17 protein-coding genes are annotated in these 19,394 nt (G+C 63.9%); 2 read left to right on the top strand and 15 right to left on the bottom strand.

All coding sequences use genetic code 11. From position 1 onward, the window contains the following. Positions 1 to 15: 15 nt before the first annotated feature. The 12 genes from OW493_RS01285 to OW493_RS01230 form a co-directional block, all read right to left on the bottom strand. Positions 16 to 366 (bottom strand): PilZ domain-containing protein, encoded by a 351-nt coding sequence (locus OW493_RS01285; protein ID WP_077372097.1) that lies wholly within the window; start codon positions 364 to 366, stop codon positions 16 to 18. A gap of 173 nt (positions 367 to 539) precedes the next feature. Next, positions 540 to 1,568, bottom strand: a complete 1,029-nt coding sequence (locus tag OW493_RS01280) for a DNA polymerase III subunit delta' (RefSeq protein WP_077372094.1) — start codon at positions 1,566 to 1,568, stop codon at positions 540 to 542. After that, positions 1,565 to 2,296 carry a dTMP kinase gene (tmk, locus tag OW493_RS01275; RefSeq protein ID WP_191236689.1) on the bottom strand — a complete coding sequence of 244 codons (732 nt, stop codon included), beginning with the start codon at positions 2,294 to 2,296 and terminating at the stop codon, positions 1,565 to 1,567. The genes OW493_RS01280 and tmk overlap by 4 nt, the downstream gene beginning before the upstream one ends. A 101-nt stretch (positions 2,297 to 2,397) precedes the next feature. After that, a complete protein-coding gene (gene mltG / locus OW493_RS01270) occupies positions 2,398 to 3,399 on the bottom strand; it encodes an endolytic transglycosylase MltG (RefSeq protein ID WP_084209134.1) in 1,002 nt (333 codons plus the stop codon). A 72-nt stretch (positions 3,400 to 3,471) separates the two neighbouring features. After that, positions 3,472 to 4,323: an aminodeoxychorismate lyase gene (gene pabC / locus OW493_RS01265; RefSeq protein WP_289862918.1), complete on the bottom strand. Its 852-nt coding sequence runs from the start codon at positions 4,321 to 4,323 to the stop codon at positions 3,472 to 3,474. A gap of 147 nt (positions 4,324 to 4,470) precedes the next feature. Next, positions 4,471 to 5,715, bottom strand: a complete 1,245-nt coding sequence (gene fabF, locus OW493_RS01260) for a beta-ketoacyl-ACP synthase II (protein ID WP_289862917.1) — start codon at positions 5,713 to 5,715, stop codon at positions 4,471 to 4,473. 530 nt (positions 5,716 to 6,245) lie between these two features. After that, positions 6,246 to 6,479 (bottom strand): acyl carrier protein, encoded by a 234-nt coding sequence (gene acpP / locus OW493_RS01255; RefSeq protein ID WP_065392587.1) that lies wholly within the window; start codon positions 6,477 to 6,479, stop codon positions 6,246 to 6,248. A gap of 100 nt (positions 6,480 to 6,579) precedes the next feature. Then, the gene (gene fabG, locus OW493_RS01250; protein ID WP_043331893.1) at positions 6,580 to 7,323 is read right to left on the bottom strand and encodes a 3-oxoacyl-ACP reductase FabG; all 744 of its coding nucleotides are present in this window, start codon (positions 7,321 to 7,323) and stop codon (positions 6,580 to 6,582) included. Between the two features lie 60 nt (positions 7,324 to 7,383). Then, positions 7,384 to 8,346: an ACP S-malonyltransferase gene (gene fabD / locus OW493_RS01245; RefSeq protein ID WP_077372081.1), complete on the bottom strand. Its 963-nt coding sequence runs from the start codon at positions 8,344 to 8,346 to the stop codon at positions 7,384 to 7,386. 372 nt (positions 8,347 to 8,718) lie between these two features. Then, positions 8,719 to 9,741: a phosphate acyltransferase PlsX gene (gene plsX, locus OW493_RS01240; RefSeq protein WP_084209135.1), complete on the bottom strand. Its 1,023-nt coding sequence runs from the start codon at positions 9,739 to 9,741 to the stop codon at positions 8,719 to 8,721. Between the two features lie 29 nt (positions 9,742 to 9,770). Then, positions 9,771 to 9,941: a 50S ribosomal protein L32 gene (gene rpmF, locus OW493_RS01235; protein ID WP_065392644.1), complete on the bottom strand. Its 171-nt coding sequence runs from the start codon at positions 9,939 to 9,941 to the stop codon at positions 9,771 to 9,773. A gap of 33 nt (positions 9,942 to 9,974) precedes the next feature. Continuing rightward, entirely contained in the window at positions 9,975 to 10,373 is a 399-nt protein-coding gene (locus tag OW493_RS01230; protein ID WP_308457318.1) for a YceD family protein, read from the bottom strand. Positions 10,374 to 10,868: 495 nt separating this feature from the next. Between OW493_RS01230 and OW493_RS01225 the strand changes: the two genes are divergently transcribed. Then, positions 10,869 to 11,456: a nucleoside triphosphate pyrophosphatase gene (locus OW493_RS01225; RefSeq protein WP_141392621.1), complete on the top strand. Its 588-nt coding sequence runs from the start codon at positions 10,869 to 10,871 to the stop codon at positions 11,454 to 11,456. Here the strand turns inward: OW493_RS01225 and sppA are convergent. From sppA to rluC, 3 genes are read right to left on the bottom strand one after another with little or no spacing between them, the layout of a single operon-like run. Continuing rightward, positions 11,453 to 12,529, bottom strand: a complete 1,077-nt coding sequence (gene sppA, locus OW493_RS01220; RefSeq protein WP_289862908.1) for a signal peptide peptidase SppA — start codon at positions 12,527 to 12,529, stop codon at positions 11,453 to 11,455. The two genes, OW493_RS01225 and sppA, sit on opposite strands and share 4 nt — an antisense overlap. A gap of 35 nt (positions 12,530 to 12,564) precedes the next feature. Next, on the bottom strand, positions 12,565 to 13,251 hold the full coding sequence (locus tag OW493_RS01215) for an HAD-IA family hydrolase (RefSeq protein WP_289862906.1): 687 nt from the start codon (positions 13,249 to 13,251) through the stop codon (positions 12,565 to 12,567). Continuing rightward, on the bottom strand, positions 13,244 to 14,203 hold the full coding sequence (gene rluC / locus OW493_RS01210; protein ID WP_077372067.1) for a 23S rRNA pseudouridine(955/2504/2580) synthase RluC: 960 nt from the start codon (positions 14,201 to 14,203) through the stop codon (positions 13,244 to 13,246). The genes OW493_RS01215 and rluC overlap by 8 nt, the downstream gene beginning before the upstream one ends. Before the next feature lie 1,030 nt (positions 14,204 to 15,233). Here rluC and rne point away from each other — a divergent pair. Beyond that, complete coding sequence (gene rne / locus OW493_RS01205; protein WP_289862905.1) at positions 15,234 to 19,352, top strand: ribonuclease E; 4,119 nt, start codon at positions 15,234 to 15,236, stop codon at positions 19,350 to 19,352. The last annotated feature ends 42 nt before the right edge of the window (positions 19,353 to 19,394 follow it).

Below are 19,394 nucleotides of genomic sequence, written 5' to 3'. Positions count from 1 at the left end.
CAGAGCGGGGTCAGCTCATAGCGTATAGGTGGCGTGGCCTTTGCCCAGCATGCCGGCCAGATGGTTCTCGATATGATCACGCACCTGGCGGTCCTCTTCACTGAAGTGGATGCCGATGCCTGCGGTACGGCGACCGCCGACACCCGAGGGGGAGATCCAGACCACGCGACCGGTGACCGGAATGCGCTCGGATTCTTCCGGCAATGTCAGCAGCAGGTAGACCTCCTGCCCCATGGTGTAGCGCTCGGTGGTCGGCACGAAGATACCGCCCCGCACGAGAGTCGACATGTAGGCGGCCAGCAATGTCTTCTGGTCGCGAATCGTCAGCGACAGTGCCTTCTGGCCTTGCTGTGGAGCGGTGTGCATCCTTCACCTCCGGCCGGTGATCCGGCGAATTCAGTCTCGTGGCTCGGCGTCTGCTCTTCTCACGGCGACGCCGAGCAGCGTGAATCTCATGGCGCCTGTCCTGCGGTTCGCGCGGCGCCTGCTGTCAGTCTAGCCCGCGGGGCACGTTGAGCGCTGCCTCCTGCTCACGGGCATCACGAACGCAGCAGCGCTGCCCAACGCACCAGCCAGGACTCCAGCACCAGCTGCGGGTTGGGGTTGCCCCCCGCCGCCAGCAGACGGCGCTGCTCACGGGCAAAGTCCAGCAGCTTGAACCAGTCACGGGTGCGGCCATTCTTGACCGCCTGACGCAGCAAAGGCTCAAGACTCGGGTCACGCAGCTGCGCGGTATTGCCAGACAAGCCCATGCGTATCAGATCTTCCAGCCAGGCAATACCGTACCACAGCACCTGCGACAGCGGTTGGCGCTCCAGACGCCAGGCTTCCGCCACCGGCTCTCCCCCGCGCACCAGCGCGTCGAACAGTTCACGCAATGCCTGCCTGAGCTGGCGCTGGTCCGCCTCGCCCAGACGCACCGCCAGCTGCGGCAGGCCTCCTGCCATGCGCAGCAACGATTGGGCATCTTCGCCCAGCTGCTCGCTCAACCACGGCAGACTGTCTTCAGCCGACGGAATCACCAGGGGCCACTGCTGGCAGCGGGAGCGAATGGTCGGCAGCACGCGCGATGGCATGTCACTGAGCAGGATGAACAGGGTGTTGGCGCCGGGCTCCTCGAGACTCTTGAGCAGCGCGTTGGCCGAGGCGATGTTCATCGATTCCGCCGGCTGCAGGCGAATGACACGATAGCCGCCCTGCTGGGCCGTCTGGGCGACGAACCGATTGACGTCGCGGATCGGGTCGATACGGATCATCTTGCCGACGTCCTGAGGTGACACCGCCATCAGGTCAGGATGATGCCCTGCCGCCAGCATGTGGCAACCATGGCAGTCACCGCAGGCGGCAGCGCCGGGTTTGCCCTGTGCGGTGCGACACAGCACACGGGCGATCATCGCATCCGCGAGTTCCTGCTTGCCAAGCCCCGAAGGTCCGCTGAGCATCACCGCGTGCGGCAGGCGACCGCTGTCATGCACGGCGGTGAAGTGCTGCCACAGCGAGTGCTGCCACGGCAGCGGCGAGAAACTCGAGAGTGTCACCCCGTCATCACTGGATCGCGTTGCACTCATGCGGTCTCTCCTGCCTGCCAGGCGGCGATGCGGGCCGACAGCACGCCGGCGATCTCGGCCTGTACCTCTGCCAGCGACTGATCGGCATTGATGGTGGCAAAGCGCTCGGGGTCTGCATCGCGCCGCTGGTGATAGCCGACTCGCACCGCTTCGAAGAACTGCTCGGCTTCCTGCTCGATGCGATCCGCGCCTTCGCCGGTCTCGGCGCGCCGTGCGGCCAGACGCCCTCGTGCGGCCTCGACCGGCATGTCCAACAGCAACGTCAGATCCGGCTGCAGCCCTTTCTGCACCAGGGCTTCCAGTGTGGTGATGTCGGCCAGCGGCAAGCCACGCCCGCCGCCCTGATAGGCGAAGGTGGCATCGGTGAAGCGATCACACACCACCCAGGCACCACGTTCCAGCGCCGGGCGAATGGTCGCGGCCAGATGCTGGGCACGCGCGGCGAACATCAGCAGCAGCTCGGCATCATCGCTCAAGGCCTCCGCGGGGGCCGGGTCCAGCAACAACCGGCGTATGGCTTCCGCCCGCTCACTGCCTCCGGGTTCCCGCGTGCGCACCACCTCGATGCCGTGCGCCTCGAGCTCGGCGACCACGAAGGCGACATTGGTGCTCTTGCCGACACCTTCTCCTCCTTCCAGGGTGATGAAACGCCCCGTCGATGGGCTCACCTCGAGGGGGGTGGTGTGGCGAGAAGACGTCGTGCTTGCGGCGCTCGGACGTGAAGACATGAGGTTTCCTGATTCAGACGGCAGATGACTCGCGACGAAGGCCCACGCGGCATGGCGATGATCACCGGACCACGCGGACATTTCGCCTCATTCACGGCGTATTACCGGTTGAGAATATAGCGGCGCACGGCGTTGTTGTGCTCTCGCAGAGTGCGCGAGAAGTGGTGCTTGCCCTCGCCCTTGGCGACGAAATAGTAGGTGTCGCCTGGCTTGGGGTGTACCGCGGCTTCCAGAGCGGCACGCCCCGGCATCGCGATGGGTGTCGGCGGCAGGCCGGTGATCACGTAGGTATTCCAGGGGGTCGGCTTGCGCAGATCGGCACGCGACAGCGAGCCATCATAATCCTCCCCCAGCCCGTAGATCACGGTCGGGTCGGTCTGCAGGCGCATGCCACGCTCCATGCGACGCTTGAACACGCCGGCGATCTCGCCACGTTCTTCCGGGGCACCGGTCTCGCGCTCGATCAGCGAGGCCAGAATCAGGGCCTCGTACGCGGTGGTGATCGGCAGGTCGTCGTCACGCCCGGCCCACACGTCCTCCAGCGTCTTGCTCATGCGCGCGTAGGCCTGCTTGTAGAGCGACAGATCGCTCACGCCCTTGTGATAGCGGTAGGTGTCCGGGAAGAAGCGCCCTTCCGGCTTCTCGCCTTCTGCCCCTACGGCCGCCATCAGCTCCTCATCGCTCATGTCGCGAGTCGTGTGCTCAAGCTTGGGTGAGGCGTCCATGGCGGTACGCATCTGGGCGAAGGTCCAGCCTTCCGGCACGGTCAGGGTATAGCTGACGACGTCATCGCTGGACAGCAGTGCCACCAGCTCACGCCCGTTCAGGCCCGGCGTGAGACGGAATTCACCGGCGCGCAGACCATTGACGGCATCAGGCTCCAGACGTGCCCATACCTTGTACGGCCAGCTGGCCTCGATGATGCCTCGGGATTCCAGCTCGCTCACCACCTTGGAGAGACTGGCACCGCGCGGGACCTCGAACAGCTGTTCCTGCTCGATCGCCAGCGGTGACAGCAACTGTGCCTGCCAGTAACGAAAGCCCACCATACCCGCAGCCACGGCCACGACGACCAGCATCAGAAGGATCTTGAATACACGCATAATCGGATTTCCAGTCTTCATGGCGAAGAAGGTGTCTGCTCGGGAACGCCCCCGCAGCCTGGACGCCTTCCATCAATACGCGGGCTCGCCCAGCAAGCGCGCGACAATGTCGTTCAGTGACGCAAGCGCCGGATGCCCCTCATCACTCCATTGGGCCAGAGGCGCTCCCGACGCCGCCAGCAAGGTGCGCAGCGGCCAGACGCCCTGCACGGAATTCATCACCACCACCACCTCGGCCGCCCTCAGTGATGACAGTCCTTCGCGCACTCGCATGACGGGGAGCTCGGCCTCTAGCGCCACCAGCAAGGTGCCCTCGACACCGGCGCGATCCAGGCATGGCGTGAACCATTGCCCGTCGCGATACCAGGCGAGGTTCATGCTGGTGGCCTCGACGAGCTCATCGCTTGCCGTCAGCAACAGCCCCTCCCGGATGGCGGGGTCTGTCCACTCACGGCGTGCCAGCACATTCTCGAGCCGGTTGAGATGCTTGAGTCCCGCCAGCGCCGGCTGCTCCGCCACGCGCAATTCGCACACGCGCGCCGTGATGCCCTGACGGGCCTCACGATTGACCACAAAGGGCATTGCGCGTGCCCGCAGACGAGGTTCGGGTGACTCGGGTGCCTTGTAGCCACGACCACCGGACCCGCCGGTGACGACCAGCTTGAGCACCTCGAGCCCCTCGCCCCGACAGACGTCCAGACACGCATCGAGCGCCTGCGACGAGGGCACGGGCAAGCCAAGTCGCCGGCAACCACGGATCAGTCGCGCCAGGTGCCGTGACCATAGCTGCGGCTGGCCATCGCGCACCAGAATCGTCTCGAACACGCCCTCACCGTAGGCAAGGCCGCGATCCTCCATGGGCAGGTCCGCCGCAAGCGAGTCGTGAAGCATCTCCTGCGTGGTACCGGTATGGTCAGCCGTCATCGATGCAACACTCCTTCGCGACATGCATGGCACACAAGGTGTCAGCAAGACATCGTGATCCGGTCATCACCGCCAGGCAACGCCCCACAGACAGACGCGCCCCCGGATGGGAGCGCGTCAGAGGGGAGATCACGACAGCGTGCGACCTCAGTCCTTGAGCTTGCCGAACACCAACGAGCCGTTGGTGCCACCGAAGCCGAAGGAGTTGGACAGGGTGTACTCGATCTTCATGTCGCGTGCGACATTGGGAACGTAGTCGAGATTGCAGCCCTCGGCCGGATTGTCGAGGTTGATGGTCGGCGGGGCGACCTGATCACGCATCGCCAGCACGCAGAACACGGCCTCGACGGCACCGGCGGCACCCAGCAGGTGACCGATCATCGACTTGGTGGAACTGACGGCCACGTTGCGCGCCGCGTCGCCCAGCACGGATTCGACGGCCAGGCTCTCGGCCTTGTCGCCGGCATTGGTGGACGTGCCGTGAGCATTGATGTAATCGATCTCGCTCGGGTACAGCTTGGCATCCCGAATGGCGTTGCGCATCGAGGCGGCCGCGCCACGGCCGTCTTCAGGCGGCGCCGTCATGTGATGCGCATCATCGGACATGCCGAAACCGAGCACCTCGGCGTAGATGGTCGCACCACGTGCCTTGGCGTGCTCATACTCTTCCAGCACCACGACACCGGCACCGTCGGACAGCACGAAGCCATCACGATCACGGTCCCATGGGCGGCTGGCCGCCTGAGGGTCGTCGTTGCGGGTCGAGAGCGCGCGCGCCGCGGAGAAGCCGCCCAGACCCAGCGGTGTGGTCGCCATCTCGGCACCACCGGCCACCATCACGTCAGCATCGCCGTAGGCGATGGTACGAGCGCTGTAACCGATGTTGTGCGTTCCGGTGGTACAGGCGGTGGTGATCGCGATGTTGGGGCCGCGATAACCGAACTGGATCGCCAGGTTGCCGGAGATCATGTTGATGATGGAGCCCGGCACGAAGAACGGCGAGATGCGACGCGCACCGCCTTTCTCCAGCGCCTTGTGATTGTGCTCGATCATCGGCAGACCACCGATACCGGAACCGATGGCAACACCGATGCGATCAGCATTGTCTTCCGTGCACTCGATACCGGAATCGGTGATGGCCTGATGGGCCGCCGCGATACCGTACTGGATGAAGAGGTCCATCTTGCGGGCCTCTTTCGGGTTCAGATACTGACCCACATCGAAATTCTTGATGGAACCGCCAAAACGGGTATTGAAACCGCTGACATCGAAATGCTCGATGGGTGCGATGCCACTCTTGCCCGCCTTGATGTTGCTCCAGCTTTCCTCGACGGTATTCCCTACCGGGGTCACCAGGCCTAGACCTGTCACCACTACCCTTCTGCGAGGCATCGTGTCTCCTCCAAAACTATCGACTTGGCACGCCTGGGCCAGCTGCACCTGGGCGGTAATTGAGCGCATTATACAGAAACCTTGCCAGTGATGGGCAGTCGGTTTTCCTGCGGTTTTCCAGACGCTGTCCTGCGCACAGGCGACGGGGGTGACACCGCCATGTCACCTGCGATCAACACTGCCGACCACACGCCCTGCTCCCGCCTCTTTTCGCCCACAAAGACAGGGCTCTGGCACAGGTATGTCGCGCGAGACATCCCGCGACAGGCTCACGCTCCTGCGCAGACCTCGCCCTTGCCTCGGACGCCGCCCGCCCCTGGCACCGCCAAACTCTCGCATCTCCCGCCGACAGAGAAGTCTGCCGTCCTTGCTGGCCGCTCTGCCGAGAAAGGCACGGCCGACCAGCGCTCAAGAGTGACGAATGGCAGAAACGACAAGAGCCGCACTGAAGACAGTGCGGCTCTTGAACGTACAGACGATTGCATCACGACCCTGAGCCACGAAGGGCCCGCTGGTCGCTTCAATCCACCTTACTGGTGGTTGACGATGTAATCGATAGCTTCCTGCACGGTGGTGATCTTCTCTGCTTCTTCGTCAGGAATTTCAGTATCGAATTCCTCTTCCAGAGCCATCACCAGCTCAACGGTGTCCAGGGAGTCGGCGCCCAGGTCTTCAGTGAAAGAGGAAGAGTTCTGGATGTCTTCTTCTTTGGCGTTCAGGCGCTCGGCCACAACCTTCTTGACGCGTTCTTCAATGGTGCTCATTTAACAATCACTCCTAGTGGTACGGAATCCGCAGCTCGAAAAAGCTGGGCGTAGTTTATAGGCCACCCCAAAAGGACGCAACCACGTCCCCGCGCGGGGCTTAGCGCATGTTCATGCCGCCGTTTACCTGCAACGTCTCACCGGTAATGTAGCCTGCTGCATCACTGGTCAGGAAGCCGACTGCCGCAGCAATCTCTTCCGGCTGGCCAAGGCGCGCCAGCGGGATGTTGCCGAGCAGCGCTTCGTGCTGCGCTTCCGGCAATGCTTCGGTCATGTCAGTGGCGATGAAGCCCGGCGCCACTGAATTGACGGTAATGTTGCGCGACGCGACTTCACGCGCCAGCGAGCGGGCAAAGCCTTCCATGCCTGCCTTGGCGGCAGCATAGTTGACCTGACCGAGGTTGCCCATGGTCGCGACCACGGACGAGATGTTGACGATGCGACCGAAGCGCGCCTTGGTCATGCCGCGCAGGCAGCTCTTGCTGACACGGAAGACCGACTTGAGGTTGGTGTCGAGCACCGCATCCCAATCATCTTCCTTGAGGCGCATCAGCAGGTTGTCACGGGTGATGCCGGCGTTGTTGACCAGGATGGTCGGTGCGCCGAAGCGCTCGCCGATTTCCTTGAGCACGGCGTCGACGCTGGCCTGGTCGGTGACGTTGAGCAGCATGCCCGCGCCTTCGATACCGTGCGCCTCGAGGTCAGCGCCGATGGCGGCCGCCCCTTTTTCGCTTGTGGCCGTGCCGATCACGATACGGCCCTGACGGCCGAGTTCACGGGAGATGGCTTGGCCGATGCCACGACTGGCACCGGTTACCAGTGCGATTCTGCGTTCGCTCGTCATCTTGAGTCCTGAGTTGGCTGATCCAAGTCACATGACTGGCCGCGCGGGCCAATCACGAGCTTACTGATTCTGTTCGGCAGCGGTCTCACGGGCAAGTTCCAGCGCCGCTTCCAGGCTGTCCGGGTCGTTCACGGCCAGGCCACGGGCCTGACGCTGGATACGCTTGCCGAGACCGGTCAACACCTTGCCCGGACCGCATTCGATGAAGGTCCGCGCGCCGCTGTCGAACATGGCATTGACGCAATCCGTCCAGCGCACCGGCTGATAGAGCTGCTCGATCAGGCGCTGACGCAGTGTCTCGACATCCTCATGGGCCTTGGCATCGACATTCTGGATGACGGTGTAGCGCGGCGCACGGAAGTCGATGTCGTTCATCGCCTCGGCCAGCTTGTCAGCCGCCGGACGCATCAGATCACAATGCGAAGGCACGGAGACCGGCAGCGGCATGGCACGCTTGGCACCCGCCTCCTGACACGCCGCGATGGCACGCTCGACGGCAGCCGTGCCGCCCGCGATGACCACCTGACCCGGCGCATTGTAGTTGACTGCCGCGACCACTTCACCCTGCGCCGCACTGGCACAGGCAGCTTCGACCTGAGCATTCTCGAGACCGAGAATGGCCGCCATCGCGCCCTGCCCCTGAGGCACGGCAGTCTGCATGGCTTCGCCGCGCAGATTGACCAGCTTGACGCCTTCGGCAAAGCCGATCACGCCGGCGCAGACCATCGCGCTGTATTCGCCCAGGGAGTGACCGGCCATGCGCGCCGGACGCGGACCTTCCAGCTCCTGCCAGACGCGCCAGATGGCAACGCTGGCCGTCAGAAGCGCAGGCTGGGTCAACTCGGTACGATTGAGCTCCTCTGCCGGGCCTTCCTGCGTCAGATGCCAGAGATCGCGCCCCAGCGCGTCAGAGGCTTCTTCGAAGGTAGTGCGGACGACGCTGTAGCGCTCCGCCAGCTCCCGCAGCATGCCGACCTGCTGGGAGCCCTGTCCCGGGAAGATGAGGGCCAGGGAATCTGTCATTGCTGTCACCATTTCCATCTGTTCAGGTGGGACTGACACGGGTAAGGAAACCCGATTTCCGCTGGCCCGCCAGTGCGCTGCGCCGTGTCGCTCCCATCCGGAGCCATTCACCAACGCCACACACTCCTGCCAGGGGAAAGCCTGCTTCTCCCTTCACTGCATTGTACTCGCCAGCGACACACTTGCTGCCTGCTGCCACCCTCTCACTCGCCATTTCTCGCGAGCACAGGCCTTACACCTGCCGGACCCCCTGGACGTCAGGCGGCGCCTTCGCGTCAGACCCGATGCCACATCGGTCGGGCGCAGGCATTGTCGCACCGAGTGAGACCAAGCTCGACCCCCGCCGACCAAGAATCCGACCAATTTACGCAATTAACCCGGCAGGCTGCCCTTGAGAGCATGCGCAAGACGCTCCGGCAAGCCTCGACGCGCCTCACTCGCCGCGCGCGAGACAGCATAGGCGAATCCCTCCGCGGCCGCCCCGCCATGACTCTTGACGACCACGCCGGCCACGCCCAGCAGACTGGCACCGTTGTAGCGCACCGGATCCAGCTGACGAGACAGGCGCGTCAATGCCGGACGTGCCAACCAGGCCATCAGGCGCGTACGCCAATCCGCCGCCAATGTCGCCCCCAGCTGTGCCGACAGCATCTGGGCCAGCCCTTCACTGCTCTTGAGCACGACATTGCCGACGAAACCGTCGCAGACCACGACGTCTACCTCACCTGCGAAGAGGTCGCCCCCTTCAACGAAGCCGAGATAATCGAAATTCGCACCGCTGCCAGCCAGCAAGGCATGCGCTTCCTGCACCTGCGCCGTCCCCTTGCCGGATTCGACACCGACATTGAGCAGCCCCACGCGCGGGTTGGCGACACCTTCCACCAGCTGGCACCGCACGGCACCCATGCGAGCAAATGCCAGCAGATGCTGCGGCGCGACCGCCACATTGGCGCCAAGATCCAGCAGACTGCAGGACCGCTCTCCCTGCGTGGGTACCGCCGCACAGATGGCTGGCCGCTCCACTCCCTCGACCGTTCCCACGTCCCGCATGGCCAACGCCATCAAGGCGCCGGTATTGCCCGCACTGACGCAGGCATCGGCCTGCCCGCTCGCCACCAGGTCGAGCGCACGGGACATGCTGCTGGGCTCGCGACTGCGCACGACACGCGAGGGGCGAGCATCAGACGCGACAATGCCGTCGACAGCGAGTGTCTGAAGGCGATCACGAACACGGGAGAGTGAAACAGGGAGGGAATCAAGCTCGGCATCCAGAAGATGCCCTGGACCCACCAGCGTGGCGCTGAGTCGTGGGTCACGCAACAGTGCACTGGCAGTGCCCCGTAACGTAGCGCGGGGACCGAAGTCCCCGCCCATCGTATCGATGGCGATACGCACGGCGTTACGCCGTGCGCTGCATCAATGCTTTAGGCATCGACGACTTTACGGCCACGGTAGAAACCGTCGGCAGACACGTGGTGACGCAGGTGAACTGTACCGGTTTCCTTGTCCTGGGACAGGGTCGGTGCAGTCAGGGCGTCGTGGCTGCGACGCATGCCACGCTTGGAACGGGTTTTGCGGTTCTGCTGAACTGCCATGGGAATTACTCCAATCTTGTCGACAAATTGAGTTCAGTGCTTGTCCTTCAGGGTGCCAAGCACACTGAATGGATTCACAGCGGGTGCGTCCGAGGCCTCGGGTTCCACACCGCTGGCCAGCTGGTCGCGAGAGACGGCACAATCGGCCTCCTCGTGGTAGACCACCTGCGGCAGGACAAGGAGCACTTCATCCTCGATCACTGACAGGAGATCCAGCTGTTCGTTTTCCACCACTACCGGCTCGTACTCACCGGGCAGCTGCGATGCCAGTGCGTCATTGGTGACCAGTCCCAACAGGAATTCGCTGGAAAGCGGTTCCGGCTCGGTAGGTCCCAGGCAGCGCTGGCACAGCAGACTTGCCTCGAAGGCGATGCTGCCCTCGATGAAGCTGCGACGCTGAGTATCGATGTCAAAGGCCAACGTGATGCTCACGTCACCCTCCTGTGCACCGATCGCTTCAACTACACGGGGCATGTCCGCCAGAGGAATCACGCCTTCAAGGCGTTTTCCCGCTGACGCCAGCCGGTAGGGCTCGACCTTGGTCGGCAGTCTTGTGGTCAACATAGGCGCGCCATAATAGAGATTCCCCCTCCCGGTGTCAAAATGCATGAGCAACTTGTTCATTCTGCCAGCCCACGGCATGGCGGCCTTTCCGCGCCACCCGACCCGAGCATGAGCACAGATGAGGTCAGGCGGATCCTTCAGCGCGCGATTGTACGCCTGTGTCGCTTCAATGCCGAGAGGATTTGCGGCATCCTCCAATCTCAAGCATATCAACGAGTTGTCGTGAGAAAGCATGGCGGCGATGCATCACACGGAGAATCACGCGCGCGCCGGCCCCTCTCGACCTCCTGCCCTCTCATGCTCCGCCCCCCTTCGCGCTCCGAACGCCTGCACGAATCGAGAGCCCAAAAAGAGAACAACGCCATGACACGACTGGTACTGGCTTCCAGCTCCCGCTGGCGCCGAGCCTTGCTTGATCGACTCGGACTCCCCTACACATGGGGGGCGCCTGACATCGATGAAACCCCTCGTCCCACGGAATCTCCCGAGGCACTGGTCCATCGCCTGTCCCTGGGCAAGGCCAACGCCCTGGCGGAGGCCTATTCACACCACTTGATCATCGGCAGCGACCAGGTGGCCGTCTTCGAGGGCGAGATCCTCGGCAAGCCACAGGACCTGGCCGCCGCCCGCGCTCAGCTGACACGCTTCTCGGGACGCCGAGTCCGCTTCGTCACCGGCCTGGCGCTGTTGGATACACACAGCGCGCGACACTGGGTCTGCCATGAAAGCTACGACGTGGTGTTTCGCACGCTGAGCGAGCAGGAGATCACGCGTTACGTCGAGCGCGAATGCCCGCTGGACTCGGCCGGCAGCTTTCGCATGGAGGGGTTGGGCATCACGCTCTTCGAGCGTCTCGAGGGACGTGATCCCAACACCCTGATCGGCCTGCCGCTGATTCGCCTGTGCGAACTGTTGCGTGAGGCAGGCCTGGATCCACTGCTGGAGGACTAGGGCAGGCGATAGCTGACCGGCGAGACATTGGCGTCAAGCCCCAACGCGCTGGCCATCACACCGGCAAAGCGCCGCGTGAAGCGCTCGAAGGGATCCTGACGCGGCGTGTAATCATGCACGCCACCCTGCGGCGCCAGCTCGGCGGCCAGCTCCTCAAGCGTTGCGGTACGATCCACAAGCCCGAGCGCGCGAGCCTGCTCGCCGGTCCAGATCAGCCCGGAGAACAGCGCCGGATCGTCCTTGAGCCGCTCACCGCGCCCGGCCTTGACCGCCGCGATGAACTGCTGGTGAGTCGTGGCCAGCACGTTCTGCCAGAAGTCGCGCTGCTCAGGCGAGATCTCGGAGAAGGGATCGAGAAACGCCTTGTTGTCACCTGCCGTGAACACACGTCGCTCGATTCCCAGCTCTTCCATCGGCCCCTTCAGCCCGAAGCTCGAGGAGATCACCCCGATGGACCCGACCAGACTCGACGGTGCCGCGAGAATCTCGCCGGCGCCAGCTGCCATGTAATAGGCGCCACTCGCCCCGAGATCCTCGATCACGGCGATCACCGGCTTGCCACCCTGCTCCCGCATGCGCATCAACTCGTCATAGACGCGCTGGGACTGCACGGGACTGCCGCCGGGGGAGTTGATATCCAGCACCACCGCCACGGAGGCCGGCGACTCATTGGCCGCTCGCAGACCCTTGATGATGCGCTCGGCATTGGCTTCGCCATCCGCCTCGATCACGCCCTTGACGCGCACGACACCGAGGTGCCGTTCACCGGGCAAGGCTGCCGGCTGGCTGCCGAGCGTGAAGAGGGTCACGGATGTCGCGATCGAGGCAATGAACAACAACGCGAACAGGAAGCGAAAGAACAGCTTCCAGCGCCTGGAGCGCCGTTGCTCGGTGACCACGCCCTGCACCCAGCGGTCCATCATCTCGAGCTGCACGGTACGCTCACGCGCCTGCCAGTCCACCTCGCTGCTGGAGGTGGCAGCGCTGTCAGCGCCCTGTCCGCTCGCGCCCGCTCCCCCCTCGTTCTTGCCACCTGGCCCTTCACGCCAGGGATCCTGCGGCCTGTCACTCATCGCTTGCTGCTCCTGTCATGGGCAGGACACCGTCATCATCTGACCGCGCCAAGCCACTCCATCAATTCATCGAAGTGCGAGACGATGCGCTGTGGGGCACAGGCCTCGAGTCGCGGCACGCTGTGCACGCCATAGGTGACACCGACACTGTGCATGCCCAGCGCACGCGCCATCTCGAGATCATATTCGGTATCGCCGACCATCAGCGCCTCATGCGCCTCAACGTTCAACTCGGCCAGCAGCTCTTCGAGCATCAGTGGATGCGGCTTGGACAGCGTCATGTCCGCGGTACGCGAGGCGTGGAACCAGTCACCGCAGTCATGGGCCTGGAACATCCGATCAAGCCCGCGACGACTCTTGCCCGTCGCGACGGCCAGCAGCTGCTCCGGGTGAGCTCGCAGACGCTCGATGCCATTTTCCACGCCCGGAAAGAAATCCAGCGGCGTGGTATCGACTGCCACGAAATGCTGCTTGTAGGCCTCGACCAGTGCCTCGCACTGGGCAGCCGAAGCTCCGGGGAACAGCCGCGCCATGGCCTCCGGCAATCCGAGACCGATGATGTCGCGCGCGGCATGCGCCGGAAGCTCTCCCATGCCGACCGCCAGCGAGGCCGCCTGCAGGCAATCGACGATGCGTGCCTCGGAGTCCATCAAGGTACCGTCCCAATCGAAGATGACCAGACGATAGCGAGGTAAAGGCAGTACCGCAGAGGCGTCAGTCATGACGGGCTCCCAATTCTCGAGCATTGGCAAGGACGCGCTTCATGCGCTTGTCCAGCGGCGCACGGACCGTCACGGTCCGCCCGTCGGTGGGGTCCGGGAAGCTGAGCTGAGCGGCATGCAGGAACAGGCGCTCCAGCCCGACCTTCTTCGCCAGCGCATTGCCGCGCTCGGTCCCGTACTTGGTATCGCCGAGCAGCGGGTGACCGGCATGCACGGAGTGCACACGAATCTGGTGGGTACGCCCGGTGATCGGCTCGGCCTCGACCAGCGTCATGCTGGGATAGGCTTCGCGCACCGCATAACGGGTACTGGCCGTCTTGCCGGCCTCGTCGACGCGCACGCGACGCTCCCCGTTGCCGCCGTCGTAACGCTCAAGCGGTGCATTGACGTAATCACGCCGCGAGTCCCAGCGCCCCTCCACCAGCGCCAGATACAGCTTGGTCATCTTGTGGGCCTTGAGGTCCGCATTGAGCTGCAGCAACGCCGCACGCGTCTTGGCCAGCAGGATGCAGCCGGAGGTATCACGATCCAGACGATGCACCAGCTCCAGAAACGGCAGTTCATCACGAATCTGACGCATGGCCTCGATCAGCCCGATCTTGACGCCGCTCCCGCCGTGCACGGCGAGACCGGACGGCTTGTTGATGACCATGAAATCATCGGTCTCGCGCACGATGCAGCCCGCCAGCACCTCACGCAGATTGCCACTGACTTCCTGCACCGCGGCTTCCGGCGACAGGCGCAGTGGCGGTACGCGCACCAGGTCTCCCGCCTGCAGGCGATAGTCGACCTTGATGCGCTTCTTGTTCACCCGAACCTCACCCTTGCGCACGATGCGATAGATCAAGGCCTTGGGTGCCCCCTTGAGACGTGTACGCAGGAAATTGTCGATGCGCTGCCCGGCCAGTTCCGGGGCAACCTCGATCCACTGGACTGATTGGCCCTCGGCCATGTCTCGCTCCTTTCCGGCCTCGCCTTCGCGCGGCCTGTTCATCATGTTGCCGTACGCCGGGGCGCACTCAGACTGGCCATTCTACGGTGTCATGCGACCAATGGGGAATCATCCCGCCATCGGAGGGCTCTGGCTGCGCCGCTCAAGGCCGCGAAACCCGGGACGAATGGCGGGCATTCGGGCGAAGCATTTGATATGCCTGCCGAATTGCTGGCCCATACCTTTACTGGTATATTCGGGCCCAGTGAGATGGGCCTTCTCTATATGCCCGATCACCCGCGTCACGACCCCGCCGAGACGGCGAGGTAGACGGTTCTGCATGCGGCGTGAAACCCCATGCAGACCACGTGAACAGGGCCAGCCGGCCCACGACGAAACAATGCGCACCGACGTCAGCACCGTGCAGAGTCTTCACGCACCCTGTTGTCACCTGGACTGTCGGCCGCGTGCTGTCCTGCGCAACGGGTCTGCCGATTGCAGATCACGAATGCCGCCTCACGGACAGTCGTCCAATGCCGCTGGTTGGCCAGCATCATGACGAAAGACATCGATAACGTCCGCGCCAGAGATGGCGAGGTAACGCTATCAGCGGGCGCGGGACGTGTTACCCCGCGCGCCGCAGCGCGACCGGCCGTGACGCCACCTCCCCGCGAGACACGTCACTGCCCTTGAGCGCAGCAACACGATGCAATGCCCAGCCTTCTGGTGGGCCAATGACACACTACCGCCCGGGCATGATGCCCGGGCAATCATTCGATATCCGTGCCGAAGGCCGGCGTCGATGAATCGGCGAATGCCAGGTGTTAGGGAAGAGACCGCAGGGCCGGAGGAGTCAACGTTCCCCGCAACACGTCCTGCCTCTTTCCAGTACTCAACATGATCATGCCGCATGTGGCACGTCACGAGACGTGCCTGCATGCGAAAGACGCATCCCACGACATGCGCTGAGCACAACACGAAGCTGAAAACGGTTCCTCGTCGCCGACGCAAATGCGGCTGCCCTTCGGCACGCCCAGTCTAGCGAGACGACATGAAACGGATGCTCATCAACGCGACCCAGCCGGAAGAGCTGCGCGTCGCACTGGTCGACGGACAACGCCTTTACGATCTCGACATCGAGTCTGGTGCCCGCGAGCAGAAGAAAGCCAACATCTACCGCGGCAAGATCACCCGCATCGAGCCCAGCCTGGAAGCCTGCTTCGTCGATTTCGGCGCCGATCGCCACGGCTTCCTGCCGCTCAAGGAAATCTCCCGCGAGTACTTCAGCAAGGACCCGGGCCAAGGCCGCCCCAACATCAAGGAAGTGCTCAAGGAAGGCCAGGAAGTCATCGTCCAGGTCGACAAGGAAGAGCGTGGCAACAAGGGCGCCGCCCTGACCACCTTCATCAGCCTGGCCGGCCGCTTCCTCGTGCTGATGCCCAACAACCCGCGTGCCGGTGGCATTTCCCGCCGCATCGAGGGGGAAGAGCGCGCCCAGCTGAAAGAGGCGATGAACAGCCTCACCCTGCCAGACAAGATGGGCGTCATCGTACGCACCGCCGGTATCGGCAAGAGCGCAGAAGAGCTCCAATGGGACCTCGACTATCTGGCACAGGTCTGGGATGCCGTCACCAAGGCTGCCGCCAGCCGCCCTGCCCCCTTCCTGATCTATCGTGAATCCAACGTCATCATCCGTGCCATGCGCGACTATCTGCGCAATGACATCGGTGAGGTGCTGATCGATTCCGGCGACGTCCAGGAAGAAGCCCTGTCCTTCGTCCGCCAGGTCATGCCGAGCTATCAGCAGAAGATCAAGCTCTACGAAGACGACGTCCCGCTGTTCTCGCGCTTCCAGATCGAATCCCAGATCGAGACCGCCTATCAGCGCGAAGTGAAGCTGCCTTCCGGTGGCGCCATCGTCATCGACCACACCGAAGCTCTCGTCTCCATCGACATCAACTCCGCGCGTGCCACGCGTGGCAGCGATATCGAGGAAACCGCGCTGCAGACCAATCTGGAAGCGGCGGACGAGATCGCGCGCCAGCTGCGTCTGCGTGACATCGGCGGCCTGGTGGTGATCGATTTCATCGACATGACCCCGGCGCGCAATCAGCGTGAAGTCGAGAATCGCGTGCGAGACGCGCTCAAGATCGACCGCGCTCGCGTGCAGATCGGTCGCATCTCACGCTTCGGTCTGATGGAAATGTCGCGCCAGCGTCTGCGTCCGTCACTGGGCGAGACCAGCGGCGTGGTCTGCCCGCGCTGTGACGGCCAGGGCACCATCCGTGACGTGCGCTCCATGGCACTCTCCATCATGCGCCTGATCGAGGAAGAGGCCATGAAGGAGCGCAGCTCGCAGATCCGCGCCATCCTGCCGGTGCCGGTCGCGACCTACCTGCTCAACGAGAAGCGCGCCACACTGTTCGACATCGAGCGTCGTCAGGGCGTCAATGTCGTGCTGCTGCCGAACCCGGAACTCGACACGCCGCACTACGAAGTCGTGCGTCTGCGTGATGACCATGTCGATGAAGACGGTGCCGACAAGTCCAGCTTCGAGCTGTCCGTCGAGACCGAAGTCGGCAAGGAGCCGGATCCGAACTTCGACAAGCCACCGGCACGCACCGAAGCGGCGGTCAAGAGCGTGTCCCACACGACACCAGCCCCCGCCTCCGCACCGGAAGTCAGCAAGCCTGCCGAGCCTGCCGAGACTGACGAGAACACCTCCGCTTCCAGCAACGGCAACGGCAACGGCAACGACAATGCCAAGAACGGCAACCGTCGTCGCAATGGCAATGGCAGCAATAACCGCAGCCGCAACGACAATCGCAACGACAATCGCAACGACAGCCAGAGCGAGACTCGCAACGACAGTCGTCAGGGATCGCGCAGCGACACTCGTAACGACGGCCGCAATGCCAATCGCAACGACAACCGTCAGACCTCTCGCAATGACGGGCGCAATGCGGTGAGCAAATCCGAGGCCACAGCGACCCCGGCCACTCAGGCACCGGCAGCAGCCCCTTCCGGCGGCGGCCTGCTGGCACGTCTGGCCAAGGGCTTCAGCCGCCTGCTGGGCAGCGACGACAGCGCCAGCGCGACGCCGGCCAAGTCCAGCGAAGCCCGCAAGGCACTGGAAAAGGCACGCGAGCGTCGCGAAAGCGTCAGCGAAGCCTCAACCGACGGCAATGCACGCAAGGATGGCCGCAATGCCAACCGCGGCAACGCACGCAACGACAATCGTCGCCGCAACGCCGAGGGCGATTCACGCCAGCAGGACTCGCGTCAGCAGGACTCTCGTCAGCAGGACACGCGCGGCAACGACAACGATGGTCGCAACGACAGCCAAAGCGACAACCGCTCCGAGGGTCGCAGCAACAACAAGCGTCGTCAGCGCAATGACCGTGGCAATCGTCGCAAGTCCAGCGAGTCGCGTCAGGACAACGCTCAGGACATCGTGAACAACGACAGCAAGCCGCAGGCAGAAGCGACGGAGAAGACATCCGACGCACAGACGCCTGCCAAGGCGCCGTCCGGCAATGATGCCAAGAGCGATCCCAAGCAGAACGATGCCAAGCAGAACGATGCCAAGCAGAATTATGCCAAGCAGAACGATGCCAAGCAGGACAATGCTGCCAAGCGTGATGACAAGCCGGCGCGCCGTGAGAAGCCTTCCAAGGCGGACAAGGCAGAGCAGGTCAACAGCCATCATGCTCGCGAGTCCATCAAGGCGGCAGAACAGGCCCAGCAGAGCGAGCAGCAGGAAGACGATGTCCAGCAGCCGACGCGCAACAATCCGCGCGCTCGTAGCCGCAGCCATGCACTCAACCCTGACGCCGTCGCTCAGCAGCAGTCCCTGAAGGCCATGGCACTGGCCGGCCCGCAGGCGCAGAGCGCTCAGCCAGCCGACGCCGTGCTCGATGACGTCGCCCCGACCGCAGCACCGCAGCAACCGGTTCCCGCCGTTGCCGAGGAAGGCGCCGAAGGCGTGAAGGTCGCGCCTGAGACGGTCGAGAGCAGTGAACCGCAAGCGCAAGCTGTCGTCGCTGACAGCGATGGCGACAAGGCAGTACCTGCCGACACCAGTGCCGACGTCAGCGCCAAGGTGGAGACGGAGGTGACGCCGGCCGTGGCTGTGACCGCTGACGACGCCACGCCTGATGAGCAGCCGTCGGTCGCCGAGACGCCAGAGGCGCCGGAAATCAGTGCACCCAGCACGCAGGCCCTGCAACAGGACGTGACGACACGGGATGGCTCTGCCGAGGTCAGCGACTCCAGCACCGCGTCTGCCACGCCCCATCAGGCTCAGCGCACTGAACAGCACGCCACCCAGCGTACTGAGCAGCATGCACCGCAGCAGGCCAGCGCTCATCAAGCGCAGGCCGAGACGCTGAGCGCAACGACCGATACCGATGCCGACACCTCTGAAACCGTGTCCGATGCCGAGGCCGATGTGGCAGCAACGGACGTCAAGGCGGATGACAGCGCGGTACAGGCGCAGGTCGCGGTGGAGACCGCACCGGAAGCGGCCGTCGATAGCCAGGCGCTGAAGGACAGCGTGATGCCGCAGGAGACGGCGTCCGTGGCCGAGACCGAAGCTTGCGTGGAAGCAGACACCCCCCATCGCACTGAGCACGCCAGCGACGCTGCGCCGACTGCGACAGCAGAAGACGACAGCGAAGCAGCGACGCAGCCAGAGGCGACAGCTCAGGTAGAAGCGACTCCTGAGACTGCTCCTACCGAGCAAGATGCAGGACAGTCTGAAGCCGCCAAGCCGGAAGTGCAGCAGCCACAGACGGAATCTGCCGCGACCCCGCTGGCGTCGACTCAGGCCGATGCACAGCCTGATGCGTCTCGGGCAGAGGCTGCGCCAGCAGAGCCCGCTCTGGAAGATGTCGAGGCGACCGCCTCCGTGCAGACGGAAACGCCAGCACAGGATGACGACATCGCCGCGGCAGACGCTCAGGCACCTGCGAGCGATGACAAGCAAGATGAGGCAGCCGGGACCGCCAACACTTCACGTCGCCGCCGTGGTGCTCGCGCCTACAATGACCCGCGCGAAGTTCGTCGTCGTGAGCGTGAGGCCGCCGAGAAAGCGGCCGCCGATGCTCAGGCGACAGAGGGTCAGGCAGAAGTCAGCTCGCAGGACAACGACGACAGCACGTCACGTTGAGCCCTGCCCCCTGCCTCACCGGCTTCATCGGTGCAGGCAGGG

Origin of the sequence: Cobetia sp. 14N.309.X.WAT.E.A4 (genome assembly GCF_030397495.1) — a bacterium.
In the GTDB taxonomy this organism is placed as follows: Bacteria; Pseudomonadota; Gammaproteobacteria; order Pseudomonadales; family Halomonadaceae; genus Cobetia; species Cobetia marina.
This window is presented reverse-complemented; position numbering and strand designations above follow the sequence as displayed.

What these genes read in the sequence shown, in the direction of transcription:
- OW493_RS01285 (WP_077372097.1), bottom strand. Translation starts at nt 366, where the DNA reads ATGCACACCGCTCCACAGCAAGGCCAGAAGGCACTGTCGCTGACGATT.
- OW493_RS01280 (WP_077372094.1), bottom strand. Translation starts at nt 1,568, where the DNA reads ATGAGTGCAACGCGATCCAGTGATGACGGGGTGACACTCTCGAGTTTC.
- tmk (WP_191236689.1), bottom strand. Translation starts at nt 2,296, where the DNA reads ATGTCTTCACGTCCGAGCGCCGCAAGCACGACGTCTTCTCGCCACACC.
- mltG (WP_084209134.1), bottom strand. Translation starts at nt 3,399, where the DNA reads ATGCGTGTATTCAAGATCCTTCTGATGCTGGTCGTCGTGGCCGTGGCT.
- pabC (WP_289862918.1), bottom strand. Translation starts at nt 4,323, where the DNA reads ATGACGGCTGACCATACCGGTACCACGCAGGAGATGCTTCACGACTCG.
- fabF (WP_289862917.1), bottom strand. Translation starts at nt 5,715, where the DNA reads ATGCCTCGCAGAAGGGTAGTGGTGACAGGTCTAGGCCTGGTGACCCCG.
- acpP (WP_065392587.1), bottom strand. Translation starts at nt 6,479, where the DNA reads ATGAGCACCATTGAAGAACGCGTCAAGAAGGTTGTGGCCGAGCGCCTG.
- fabG (WP_043331893.1), bottom strand. Translation starts at nt 7,323, where the DNA reads ATGACGAGCGAACGCAGAATCGCACTGGTAACCGGTGCCAGTCGTGGC.
- fabD (WP_077372081.1), bottom strand. Translation starts at nt 8,346, where the DNA reads ATGACAGATTCCCTGGCCCTCATCTTCCCGGGACAGGGCTCCCAGCAG.
- rpmF (WP_065392644.1), bottom strand. Translation starts at nt 9,941, where the DNA reads ATGGCAGTTCAGCAGAACCGCAAAACCCGTTCCAAGCGTGGCATGCGT.
- OW493_RS01225 (WP_141392621.1), top strand. Translation starts at nt 10,869, where the DNA reads ATGACACGACTGGTACTGGCTTCCAGCTCCCGCTGGCGCCGAGCCTTG.
- sppA (WP_289862908.1), bottom strand. Translation starts at nt 12,529, where the DNA reads ATGAGTGACAGGCCGCAGGATCCCTGGCGTGAAGGGCCAGGTGGCAAG.
- OW493_RS01215 (WP_289862906.1), bottom strand. Translation starts at nt 13,251, where the DNA reads ATGACTGACGCCTCTGCGGTACTGCCTTTACCTCGCTATCGTCTGGTC.
- rluC (WP_077372067.1), bottom strand. Translation starts at nt 14,203, where the DNA reads ATGGCCGAGGGCCAATCAGTCCAGTGGATCGAGGTTGCCCCGGAACTG.
- rne (WP_289862905.1), top strand. Translation starts at nt 15,234, where the DNA reads ATGAAACGGATGCTCATCAACGCGACCCAGCCGGAAGAGCTGCGCGTC.